The following is a 12,147-nucleotide window of genomic DNA, read 5'->3' on the forward strand; positions in this document are numbered from 1 at the left end:
AACGGTTACTATACCTTTGTTTTATTCAAATGGACTACTAATTTTTCCTATTGCAATGAAACAAATTCTACATCTTGCGCTCTTATCATTTTTTTGGATTGGTTCCAATTCCAGCGTGTTCTCACAATGCCCTTCCGGTACAATTGGAGTTACCGGAGCAGGTTGTGGTTGTTTGTCCGGCTGTAATTTAACCAGTTTAGGTGGTCCGAACTGTTCACCGGCCGTAAGCGGAGACTGCTCGGGAGGGCAAAGGAGTATGTCTGTGAATATTACCGTACCGAACGGATGTACATATACCGTTACTGCAACCATGCGACCACGAGGATCTTCCTGTTCTGCTTCCGGAGGTGACAGCGGTGACAAGATGAAAGTAGACATTTCAGGTGGTGGAAAAGCATTTCAAAGCGGAACCGGTAATGCAACTTTGGATGACAGTTATACACTTGTCGGTCCGGGAACGATCACTGTTTCAGGTACAGCAAACCGTGCGGATGAAATTATTACCTATTCAACAACTTCCAGCGGCGCAACTTGTGTGAATTGCATGAGTAGTCTTCCAATAGAATTAACTTCATTTCAAGTTTCTTTGGAAAATAATAATGCAGTTGCATGTGATTGGTGGACCGAAACAGAACTGAATAACGATTTCTTCACCATTGAACGAAGCCTGGATGGAATTCACTTTGAACCGATTGCCTACATGAAAGGAGCCGGAACCAGTTTCGAGCAATTGCATTACAAAATTTACGATTACGATCCTTACTTAGATGTCGTTAGTTATTATCGATTAACTCAAACAGATTTCAACGGACTCACAAGATATCACGACATCCGATCGGTTAAACCGAAAAAAATCAATGAATTGACGATTTATCCCAATCCATCAAACGGGACAATTCAAATCACAGGGGATTCTAAAACCTTGCTTGCATCAAAACTGTTTGATATTTCCGGAAGGGAAATCGCCTTGCCTTCTTCAACAGAAAGCAACGAAATTACCGTTTCGTCCTTGCCGGTCGGGGTTTACACCTTCGTTTATTTCGACAATGAAAAAGTAATTTCCGAACGAATCGTTGTCACTCCTTAATCTTCCGATCGTTCAACTCCTTTTTTGGAACCTTCGTAGATGGAGTATTTTCTGAAAGAACATTCCAAATCTCCGTTAAAGAGTTTGTATTTCTTATCCGGTTTCAATGCCAGATATTTGAAACCAGCTTCACTGGAAGAGATCACAAAACAGGTATAACCCAACAGGCGGTGTTTCATGATACTTCCCAATGTTCCGTACAGTTCTTCAGCATCTGTTTCCAAACGCTCGCCATATGGAGGATTCGTTATCAGAAAAGCCGGACCTTCCGGAAACGGGAACTCATCCAAAGCAGCATTGTGCACATCTACAAATCTTCCGAATGAAAAACCTCGCAGATTTCGTTTTGCTTTCATCACCATTTGGGAATCGATATCTCCACCGATCAGGGTACATGGAAGTTCTTTCACTACTTTATTGGCTTTGGAATGGATCTCCTCCCACAAATCAGAATCAAAATTCGCCATGTTCTTGAACGCATAATGAGTTCGTTCGATGTTGGACGGAATTCCTGCTGCAAGCAATGCCGCTTCGATCAGAATGGTTCCTGAACCACAAAACGGATCGATCAGTGTCGTTTTCTTATCCCATTCACTCATCCTTAAAAGAGCTGCAGCAACCACTTCGTTCAAAGGTGCATCACCGGTTGATTGACGATAACCTCTTTGAAACAAAGGTAAACCACTTGTATTGATCGAAATGATTCCTTCATTCTCACGAACGTATAAGTCAATAACAACTTGCGGTGACTTCACATTGATATCCGGTCTTTCTCCTTTCACATCCCTGAAATGATCCACAATCGCATCTTTGATTAATAAAAATGGAAATTGGGAATGATTGAAAAGACTCGAATTCACAGCACCTTTTACTGCAAATGTTTTCTTTACGTCAAATAAAGAAGACCAGTTGATTTTCGATGCTTCCGTATAAAGATCTTTTTCTGATTTAACAGGGAATTTTCGCAACTCGACCAAAACGGAAATTGCACAGCGAACATGCAGGTTCAGAAAGTATACATCTTTCCAGTCACCCTCAATCTGAACAGCTCTATTCAGTTTTGTACTATCGGGAAAACCCAGTTCATTCAGTTCGTCAGCGAGTACATCCTCTAAACCGTAAAATGTCTTAAGTACTATTTTCATAAAGCGAATTCAATTATTGATAACCCGGCAAAAGTAGATAAAAGGTCAGAGCTTTTACTAAATAGCGTAGAAATAAAGCAAAACAAGATGCGTTTAGGTAAAAAAAAATTACTTTTGAGTTTAATGCAATTAGCAAAGCGATTAACTATCATTTTATTCTTAAGCATTACCCCTTTATTTGCTCAATCCCAAGGGGTTGGAGTTGTATTAAGCGGTGGTGGTGCTTCCGGCTTTGCTCACATCGGCGTACTGAAAGCGCTCGAAGAAAATAATATTCCAATCAATTACATTACTGGCACTTCATCAGGCGCATTGGTTGGTGCAATGTACGCCAGCGGCTATTCTCCGAAAGAAATTGAAGATTATGTGCTAAGCAATAAATTTCAATTGATGTCCAAAGGTGCGATTGAACAGCGCTATGAATTTTTATTGCGGGAAGACAATGAAAATGCTTCCGGAATCAGTTTTCCCTTTTCACTGGATAGTCTTTTCACTAAATCATTGCCAACAAACTTTATCCGACCTGAATTATTGGACTTTGAGATGCTCCGTTTGTTTGGTGCCAGTGGCGCTTCCCAACAATATGATTTCGACAGTCTTTTTGTGCCCTTCCGATGTGTAGCCAGTGACATTGTAGCAAAAAGAGGAGTTGTCTTTTCAAATGGTCAATTAAACGAAGCTGTCCGGGCTTCCATGACCTTCCCTTTCTATATCAATCCTATTCGAATCAATGGGGTGCTTTATTTCGATGGTGGACTCTATAACAACTTTCCTTCTGATGTCATGTACAATAGTTTCCCTGTTGATTTCATCATTGGAAGTAATGTTTCCTATAATGCATCGCCACCAAGAGAAGACGATCTGATCAGCCAGCTGACAAATATGCTGGTGACTCATACTTCTTTTAAAATACCTTGTGAATCAGGAATTATCATTGAGCCGAAATCAAATATCAGCACCTTTGATTTTGATGAAGTGTATAAAGCAATTGATGCAGGATACAATACCACCATCGCCATGATGGACAGTATCAAGAAAATGTTGGATGCTAGAATTTCAACTGCGGAATTAAATAAACGGAGAACAGATTTCAAGGCAAGTGTCCACCCCTTGGTAATTTCGGAAGTGAACACCTCCAATAAATCTGGACTGGATGAAAGCTATATCAGAAAATCCATTCTGAAAAACAAAAAGGGAGAAGAGATTTCAGGAATGCGTTTCAAACGACGTTATTTCAGAACGTATGCAACACCCCAAATCAAATACTTATACCCTACGCTGGAAGCGAAGCCGGATTCAACTTATGCTCTGAATATCAAAGTCACTGAATCGAAACCATTCCGGATAGATTTGGGAGGAATTGTAAGTACAAGAGCGATAAACACCGGTTTTGTCCAGTTGAATTACATGCGATTGGACCGTTTTGCGAGCACTATTCAAGCAGGTGGATATTTTGGTAAATTCTACAATTCGGGAAGAGCCAATGTCGATTTGCATTTTCCGTCCTACTACCCTATTTCCGCTAGTTTTTACGGTGTGATTAACCGGTGGGATTATTTCAAAAGTTTCACCACTTTCTTTGATGTCGAAAAACCATCCTTCCTGGTTCAAAATGAGGCATATCTGGGCGGTGGAATCAAACTCCCCATCTTTAACAACTCCAAATTTGCCTTGGACTACAGGCACTTTGAAACTCAGGACCGCTACTACCAAAGCTCCGATTTTACCAATAAAGACACAACAGATAGAACCATTTTATTTGGAAACACCTTGATCTTGACATTGGAACATAATTCGTTAAACAGGAAGCAATGGGCATCATCGGGAACACTTGCCCAATTTAAAGCTATTTACAGCGACGCCCAGGAACACAGTGTCGCGGGGTCAACTTCCCTTGAGCCGTACGATTATAGAAATGGTCACCATTGGTTCAATATCCGCGGTGAAATCCAAAGTTTCCCTCTGAGTACGAAGTATTTTTCCTTTGGAGTACACGGATTAGCAAGTATTACCAATCTTTCCTTACTGAAAAATTATACTGCAACGATCTTAAACATGAATGCTTTCCAGCCCTTACCTGATCTGCAAACTTATTTTTTCACTGAATACCGCTCACCACAATACATTGGAGGAGGATTAAACATTATCTTTTCACTTCGGAAAAACATCGATCTCCGGGTAGATGGATATTGGTATCAACCTTTCATTTCCATTACAAAAAATGATGACGGATCCTTTGGATACTCCAAACCATTCAAAGGAGAATCCCAGGTAGCATCTTTATCAGCTATTTATCACTCTCCTTTAGGTCCGATAAGAGCATCTTTAAATTATTTTCCAAAGCAAAAAAGTCCATTGACATTCCAATTCACTTATGGTTTTATCATTTTCCATGAGCGGGCATTCCGTTAGGAACAGGTTCCAAAGGTTAAAAAAGTTCAATGGAGCGTGAAGAGTAAAATCAGAATAACCATCCCACATTTGAACTCTTTGAACTTAAATTCTAATACAAACTTCTTCAAAATAAGGTCAGAACCATTAAATTCGCATCAAATTCAATCTCTGACGATAAATGTCAGGATACAAAAAGCAAAAAATGACAAAAATCATCTGTGGTATTCAGCAAATGGGAATCGGTGTTCCCGATGTTCAATCAATTTGGCGTTGGTATAGAGAACACTTTGGTGTGGATGTGCGCATTTTTGAAGAAGCGGCTGAAGCGCCTTTGATGACGCGATACACAGGTGGAGTGATTCATTCCAGAACTGCTACTTTAGCCCTCTCCATGGAAAGTGGCGGTGGATTTGAAATTTGGCAATTCACTTCACGTCCAACTGAAAAAAGTACGGAACCGATTATTTTGGGCGACTTTGGTTTGTTCGCTTGTAGGATCAAATCCAAAGATGTTAAGGCGACTCATGCATTTTTAGTAAAAAAGGGGGCAAAGGTATTATCTGAGCCTCAGCAATTGCCTAATGGGAGCTATCATTTCCTGGTGGAGGACCCAAATGGTAACCTCTTTGATATCGTGGAAGGTTCAGGATGGTTCATGGATACCAAATTCGAAGGAAAAACAGGTGGTGTTGCCGGATCAATGATCGGAGTCAGCTCAATAGAGAAAGCATTGCCGCTTTATCAGACCATTTTAGGCTACGACAAAATTGTCTACGACGTAACGGACACATTTGAAGCTTTCAATACGATTCCAAATGGAAATCACAAAGTAAGAAGGGTGTTATTACAACATTCTGAAGACCGGAAAGGTCCATTTGCAAAATTATTGGGTCCAACTCAAATTGAATTGGTTCAAGCAGTGGATAGAACAGATGCAAAATCCATCTTCAAAAATCGTTTCTGGGGAGATTGGGGATTCATTCATTTGTGCTTTGATGTACAGGGAATGGATGAGTTGCAAAAAGAATGCGAAGCACTGGGCTTCCCTTTCACCGTTGATTCAGGAAAGACTTTTGACATGGGTGAAGCTGGCGGAAGATTCAGCTATATTGAAGATCCGGACGGTACCTGGATCGAATTTGTTGAAACACATAAGGTTCCGGTGATGAAAAAACTGGGTTGGTATATTCATCTGAAGAATAAAAAACCTGGAGCATTTTTACCCAACTGGATGCTCAGAGCAATGAGATTCAATCGAGTAAAAGATTGATTCAACAGTAGCTTCTGTTGATTTTAATTCGATAATCTTATCATTTTAAATTGTAATTTTGAATCAAATTGTATACTTATGAGATTTCTCCAATTTTCACTTTATTCCATCCTCCTTGCTTCTTTGGTATTGATCACGTCTTGTGAAGACGATATCGATTTTGCCGGAGACCATGTGGAAACTCCTGTTTTGTTCGGATTATTGGATAAAAACGATTCCTTGCATTATGTGAAAATCACACGGACTTTCGGTGGTTCAAATAATTCTTTGGAGGTTGCTCAAATTGAAGATTCCAGTTATTTTCAAAATGTAGATATCAAAATTGAAGAGTGGGCATCTTTGCCTCCGAATAATGTTTTTACAAAAATCAGAACCTGGACTTTAAAAGATACGATTTTAACAAACAAGGTTCCCGGAGCTTTTTATAGCCCGAATCAAAAAGTATATTACTTCCAAACAGATTCTTATAACAGTTTGAATCCTCCAAATATCGGGGATCAAAATTTGTTAACAGCTTTAAAAGATGAAGCCACATACAAAATAATCGCTGACGTTAATGGCGGTCAAATTGTCGTGAATGGTGAAACCAAACTGGTTACCGGAATGTCAATTACTTCTCCTTCAGGTAATGGAAATTATTCATTCGTAAAAACGGTAAATGGTATTAAGCAGTATTCTTCTGCAAGTTTGAAAGCGAATGTCGGAAATGCAAAAGTTGTTGATGCACGTATTCAATTCTTTTTCAATGAGTATTTCAATGGAGTACCCGTACAAAAATCATTTATCTGGAAAGTTGGAGAGCTAAATGGGGACCAAATTCAAGGGAGTACATCCAATTTTGTTGCCAGTGGAGAAACCTTCTATAACTTAGTAAAACAAAATTGCACCAATGATGCAAGTATCACGAAGCGTGAGATGACTTCTATCCGATTGATTATGACCGGAGGTTCTGAAGATTTGAGTAAATACATTTTAGTCAATCAACCAAGTTCTTCATTAGCTCAAAACAAACCGACATTTACAAATTTGACAAGAACAGATGGAGGTCCGGTAATTGGGATTTTCAGTTCCCGAATGACAAACAAGCAAGATAAATTGAAATTCAATCCGACATTGCCAAACCAACGCGCACTTGATTATTTATCTATCAAAGAATTGTGTGCAGGACCAATCACCGGATTGCTATTATTCTGTAGCGATAACCCGATTGATATCAATAATGGTGAGTCTTGGGTTTGCCAGTAAGAAATAATAATTAAAACTTATAAAGTCCCGTTTATTTGCTCAAGTGAATAGCGGGATTTTTTCTTTATCCCCCAACCCTATCTGACGAATTATAGACTTATGGGATAAGTGTACACTTATCCTTTGCATCCGTAGTAAGTAATTATTCTCCTGAAGTAAATTTTATCCGCCATTCAAAAAGCTCTTTTTTGTTTTTAGTTCATTAAATTTGTTTCATGAGCGAGCGTATTACTCTTTTCGTTGACGTCATCTTACCCATTCCATTAAGTCAGGAATTCACATACCGGGTTCCATTCGAAATGAATGATTTCATTCAAGATTATCTCCGAGTGATTGTACCTTTCGGGAAAGGAAAGCTATATACGGGGATTATTACGAAAATACATCAGGAAGCGCCCCGTATATATCAGGCAAAGTATATTGAGCATATTCTGGATGAAACGCCCCTCATAACCAAAAAACAATTTTCCTTTTGGAAATGGATGTCTGAATATTATATGGCTCCAATCGGTGATGTCATGAATGCAGCCCTTCCGGCGAATTTCAAATTGGCAAGTGAGACAAAAATTGTCATTCACCCGGATTTCGATAGTGAAAATACCCCGTTGACTGATCGGGAATACCTGGTTGTGGAAGCATTGGAAATCAAAGAGACGCTCGACTTAAAAGAAATTTCCGAAATTATTGGACTCAAGACAATCCAGCCTTTAATCAAGACACTGCTTGAAAAGAACATTGTATTGACTCTGGAAGAGGTTTCCAATAAATTCACACCAAAAACAGGCTTATTTGTGGTAATCCATGAGAATTACCGATCAGATGCGATCCTGAACGAGCTGTTTGAACAACTTGCACAAAAAAAGACAACACAGAAACAGGAACTTGTCCTATTGAAAATACTTCAACTTGGAGGTTTTCACGCTGGAGAGGTCACTCCTATACTTCGGAAATCATTGGAGGAACACGGATGTTCACTATCTGCGATAAACACATTGGAAAAACAGGGTGTTTTGCGGACCGAGCGTCTGGAAATTTCCAGAATCAGTTCCCTGGACCAAAGTAAGTTTACCTTTCCTGTCCTCAGCGATGCACAAACAACTGCACTTCATGAAATTGAAGCAGGCTTTCAGGAAAAAGACACCGTCTTACTTCAAGGGATTACCGGTTCCGGAAAAACAGAAATTTACATCGAGCTGATCCGAAAAGTGTTGGATCAAGGAAAACAGGTATTGTTCCTGGTTCCCGAAATTGCCTTGACTACTCAACTGATCCAACGTTTATCAGCATACTTCGGCGAAAAAATCGGAGTTTACCATTCGAAATTCAATTCCAATGAACGGGTTGAAATTTGGAATAAAGTATTGCAAAATGATCCGAAACAGTTTCGGTTGGTTGTCGGTGCCCGTTCTGCCATTTTCCTGCCCTTTCAAGACCTGGGATTGGTGATTGTAGATGAAGAACATGAATCTTCCTACAAGCAGCATGATCCTTCTCCAAGGTACAATGCGAGGGATATGGCTATTGTTCTGGCCCATTACTTCAAAACCAAAACCCTTTTGGGTTCGGCAACTCCTTCCATTGAAACTTTTCAAAACACACGCGACAAAAAATACGGACATGTATTGCTGACCGAACGTTTTTCACAAGTCAGGCTTCCGGAAATTCTGTGTGCTGATATGAAGGAGGAACGCAGACAAAAAAGTCTGAATGGTCATTTTTCCAAATTCTTATTGGAAAACATCATTGAAACCCTGAAAAATCAGGAACAGGTCATTCTTTTCCAAAACCGACGGGGCTATACTCCTATCTGGACATGTGAAATTTGTGGTTTCAGCCCGAATTGCATCAATTGTGATACGACTTTGAATTATCACAAACATTCGAACCTCTTGAAATGCCACCATTGCAGCTATCAGACAAATCCAATCGGAACCTGCCCGGCTTGTGGAAGTAACCGATTGAAAATGTTAGGGTTTGGAACGGAGAAAATCGAAGATGATCTATCGTTAATTCTTCCAGATGCGAAAATTGGCAGAATGGATCTGGATACCACCCGAAACAAAAATAGCCACTTGGAATTGATCCAGGCATTTGAAAAGAGGGAAATCGATGTCTTGATCGGAACTCAAATGGTCGCGAAAGGCTTGGATTTTGATCATGTTGGCCTTGTTGGGATTCTGGATGCCGATTTAATGCTGAATAAGACCGATTTCAGAGCGTTTGAACGCGCTTTCCAGTTAATGACTCAGGTTGCAGGAAGATCAGGCAGGAGAAATAAGCGTGGCAAGGTAATTATCCAAACAGGAAACCCGGATCATTGGGTTATTCAAAAAGTAATGGAGCATGATTATGATTCATTTGCTATCAATGAACTAGTTGAACGACGAAATTATCATTATCCACCATTTTATAAATTGATTCGCTTTACATTGAAGCACCGGGACCGTGATTTGGTTGAAGCAGGAGCACTTCATTTCAGTAAATTGCTGAAGGAACAATTCCACGAACGTGTTTTGGGTCCTGAATCCCCAATAATTGCGAGGATTCAGAACTTTTATTTGAAAGAAATTGTTTTAAAAATTGAGCACGAGGCTCCACAAAAGAAAGTAAAGGAACGCTTACATGAGCTGACGGATCAATTTTTCAGCGTTCCCCATTTTAAACCTATTCGACTTATTGCAGACGTCGATCCCGCTTAACCAAGGTATGATTTAAGCATCCGGCTTCGGGATGTGTGTTTCAAGCGTCGAATCGCTTTTTCTTTTATTTGTCTTACCCGCTCTCTTGTCAAATCGAATAGATCTCCGATTTCTTCCAAGGTGAGAGGATGTTTTCCGTTTAATCCGTAATAGAGTCGGACAACGTCCCCTTCTCTTCCTGACAAGGATGAAAGTGAACGTTCGATTTCTTTTCTCAATGATTCCTTCGTCAATTCATTTTCAGGACTAGGAAGCGAATCATTCGGCAATACATCATACATACTGGATGAACTTTCATCTCCATCTACCAATGGTGCGTCCATTGATAAATGTCTTGCAGTATTTGCCAGCGACTGACGAACATCTTCTACTGAGCACTCCAGGAATTCAGCCAATTCATCCGCTGAAGGAGGACGTTCATAAAGCTGCTCCAATTCACTGTATGCTCTATTGATCTTATTAATTGTACCAATTTTATTTAGAGGAAGTCTTACGATACGCGCCTGCTCAGCCAATGCTTGCAAAATGGATTGGCGAATCCACCAAACTGCGTACGAAATAAATTTAAATCCTCTTGTTTCATCAAAACGTTCTGCCGCTTTGATCAAACCTAAATTTCCCTCATTAATTAAATCAGGAAGTGATAAACCTTGATTTTGGTACTGTTTGGAAACAGAAACCACGAATCTTAAATTAGCTTTCGTTAAACGTTCCAACGCTCTCTTATCCCCCGCCTTAATTCGTTTAGCTAATTCTACTTCTTCGTCAGCAGTAATTAATTCAACGCGACCAATTTCCTGAAGGTATTTATCAAGAGATGCTGTCTCCCGATTTGTAACTTGCTTTACAATCTTTAACTGTCTCATGGTCTTTACAATTGATTTACATGAATATAACGATTATAAGATACAGTTAGTTGTGTTGGTTGCAATCAAAAAATGTTAAATGAATAAACGGTTTGTTTAAACTAACAAATTGTGTGAATCAGCGAAGATTTCGCTTAATCAAGTTAAAAAAGTAACTTTGCACCCAATTAACAAGGAATCTATGCGGGTCTTAATGGTTTGTTTGGGAAATATCTGTCGTTCACCAATGGCTGACGGTTGGCTTAGACACAAGGTAAAATTACATGACTTATCAATTGAAGTCGATTCTGCAGGAACAGCCAATTACCATGTGGGGGAGAAACCTGATCACCGAATGAGAAGACTTTCGCAGGAATATGGGGTTTCAATTGATCAATTACGAGCTCGTCAATTTTCAGTAGCTGATTTTGACAATTATGACATTATCTTTGCAATGGATCAGAACAACGAGCAAAACATTTTGCGCTTGGCCAGAACCGAAAATGACAAACAGAAAGTAAAACTTCTTTTAAACGAATTACACCCGGATCAAGATCTGGAAGTTCCGGATCCATATTATGGAACGGATGCTAATTTCAAAGAGGTCATCGAATTATTAGATCATGCGACAAACGCATTTTTATTGAACAGGCAATTAATTACAAAACAATGAGCGCAGGCAAATTATACCTTATTCCAAACACACTTGGGGGAGAATCCACAGAAGACATTATCCCACAAAAGGTAGCTGAAATTGCCAGTGAATTACGTGTGTTTGCCGTTGAAGATATTAAATCAGCAAGGAGATTGCTTCGCAAAATAGATCGTACTTTTCCCATTGATGAGTCTGAGTTTTTCGTGCTTAATAAAGCAACTGCCGTGACAGAGGTTTACCACTTGATCAAGGCAATGAAGGCCGGGAAAGATGTTGGAATCATCAGTGAAGCCGGATGTGCAGGAATAGCCGATCCGGGAGCAGTTTTAGTTGCTTTGGCTCATGAAAATGAAATCCAGGTTTGTCCGACCGTTGGTCCAAGTTCCATTCTTCTTACATTAATTGGAAGTGGGTTTAACGGGCAACAATTTTCGTTTCACGGCTACTTGCCAAAAGAACAGAAAGAACGGATCAGAAAGTTGAAAGATCTGGAACAGCGTGTGAAAAGAAGCGGTGAAACTCAATTATTCATGGACACTCCTTTCAGGACTATGCATGTTTTTGAAGACTTGTTGAATTGTTTGGCAGACGACACTTTATTGTGCGTAGCTTCCAATCTAACCTTGTTTACAGAACGTATTCAAACCAAAAGCATTAAGGATTGGAGAGAGAATGCATACGACTTGAGCAAGCAACCGACGATGTATGCGTTAGGAAAATTATAGTTATCCAACACACAACGAACCCTTTATTCAAGAACGTTATTCTTCCAAGATAGAATCTAATTTATACTGGTAATTATCCGGT

At 39.7% G+C, this 12,147-nt stretch carries 9 protein-coding genes; 7 read left to right on the top strand and 2 right to left on the bottom strand.

The window, feature by feature from the left end:
• The first annotated feature begins 55 nt into the window (after positions 1–55).
• Positions 56–1,087, top strand: coding sequence for a T9SS type A sorting domain-containing protein (locus AAG807_RS16910; protein ID WP_341906490.1), 1,032 nt, complete (start codon positions 56–58; stop codon positions 1,085–1,087).
• On the opposite strand, the gene AAG807_RS16915 is transcribed toward AAG807_RS16910, so the two are convergent.
• Complete coding sequence (locus tag AAG807_RS16915) at positions 1,084–2,232, bottom strand: THUMP domain-containing protein (protein WP_341906493.1); 1,149 nt, start codon at positions 2,230–2,232, stop codon at positions 1,084–1,086. The two genes, AAG807_RS16910 and AAG807_RS16915, sit on opposite strands and share 4 nt — an antisense overlap.
• Before the next feature lie 123 nt (positions 2,233–2,355).
• Here AAG807_RS16915 and AAG807_RS16920 point away from each other — a divergent pair, with 123 nt between their 5' ends.
• From AAG807_RS16920 to priA, 4 genes are all read left to right on the top strand, one after another.
• Positions 2,356–4,644: a patatin-like phospholipase family protein gene (locus tag AAG807_RS16920; RefSeq protein ID WP_341906495.1), complete on the top strand. Its 2,289-nt coding sequence runs from the start codon at positions 2,356–2,358 to the stop codon at positions 4,642–4,644.
• A 184-nt stretch (positions 4,645–4,828) separates the two neighbouring features.
• A complete protein-coding gene (locus tag AAG807_RS16925) occupies positions 4,829–5,896 on the top strand; it encodes a VOC family protein (protein WP_341906497.1) in 1,068 nt (355 codons plus the stop codon).
• Positions 5,897–5,974: 78 nt separating this feature from the next.
• Complete coding sequence (locus AAG807_RS16930; RefSeq protein WP_341906499.1) at positions 5,975–7,141, top strand: hypothetical protein; 1,167 nt, start codon at positions 5,975–5,977, stop codon at positions 7,139–7,141.
• A 215-nt stretch (positions 7,142–7,356) separates the two neighbouring features.
• Positions 7,357–9,840 (top strand): primosomal protein N', encoded by a 2,484-nt coding sequence (gene priA / locus AAG807_RS16935; protein WP_341906501.1) that lies wholly within the window; start codon positions 7,357–7,359, stop codon positions 9,838–9,840.
• Here priA and AAG807_RS16940 read toward each other — a convergent pair.
• Positions 9,837–10,706: a sigma-70 family RNA polymerase sigma factor gene (locus AAG807_RS16940; RefSeq protein ID WP_341906503.1), complete on the bottom strand. Its 870-nt coding sequence runs from the start codon at positions 10,704–10,706 to the stop codon at positions 9,837–9,839. The genes priA and AAG807_RS16940 overlap by 4 nt on opposite strands.
• 181 nt (positions 10,707–10,887) lie before the next feature.
• On the opposite strand from AAG807_RS16940, the gene AAG807_RS16945 reads away from it, so the two are divergent.
• Both AAG807_RS16945 and AAG807_RS16950 read left to right on the top strand, forming a co-directional pair.
• Positions 10,888–11,358 (top strand): low molecular weight protein-tyrosine-phosphatase, encoded by a 471-nt coding sequence (locus AAG807_RS16945; RefSeq protein ID WP_341906504.1) that lies wholly within the window; start codon positions 10,888–10,890, stop codon positions 11,356–11,358.
• On the top strand, positions 11,355–12,065 hold the full coding sequence (locus AAG807_RS16950; RefSeq protein WP_341906506.1) for an SAM-dependent methyltransferase: 711 nt from the start codon (positions 11,355–11,357) through the stop codon (positions 12,063–12,065). The genes AAG807_RS16945 and AAG807_RS16950 overlap by 4 nt, the downstream gene beginning before the upstream one ends.
• Positions 12,066–12,147 lie beyond the last annotated feature (82 nt).

Origin of the sequence: Fluviicola taffensis DSM 16823, assembly GCF_943372375.1 — a bacterium.
GTDB classification, from domain to species: Bacteria; Bacteroidota; Bacteroidia; order Flavobacteriales_D; family Crocinitomicaceae; genus Fluviicola; species Fluviicola taffensis_A.

Coding starts and splice junctions, on each gene's coding strand:
- AAG807_RS16950 (WP_341906506.1), top strand. CDS start 11,355: ATGAGCGCAGGCAAATTATACCTTATTCCAAACACACTTGGGGGAGAA.
- AAG807_RS16940 (WP_341906503.1), bottom strand. CDS start 10,706: ATGAGACAGTTAAAGATTGTAAAGCAAGTTACAAATCGGGAGACAGCA.
- AAG807_RS16910 (WP_341906490.1), top strand. CDS start 56: ATGAAACAAATTCTACATCTTGCGCTCTTATCATTTTTTTGGATTGGT.
- priA (WP_341906501.1), top strand. CDS start 7,357: ATGAGCGAGCGTATTACTCTTTTCGTTGACGTCATCTTACCCATTCCA.
- AAG807_RS16930 (WP_341906499.1), top strand. CDS start 5,975: ATGAGATTTCTCCAATTTTCACTTTATTCCATCCTCCTTGCTTCTTTG.
- AAG807_RS16920 (WP_341906495.1), top strand. CDS start 2,356: ATGCAATTAGCAAAGCGATTAACTATCATTTTATTCTTAAGCATTACC.
- AAG807_RS16925 (WP_341906497.1), top strand. CDS start 4,829: ATGACAAAAATCATCTGTGGTATTCAGCAAATGGGAATCGGTGTTCCC.
- AAG807_RS16915 (WP_341906493.1), bottom strand. CDS start 2,232: ATGAAAATAGTACTTAAGACATTTTACGGTTTAGAGGATGTACTCGCT.
- AAG807_RS16945 (WP_341906504.1), top strand. CDS start 10,888: ATGCGGGTCTTAATGGTTTGTTTGGGAAATATCTGTCGTTCACCAATG.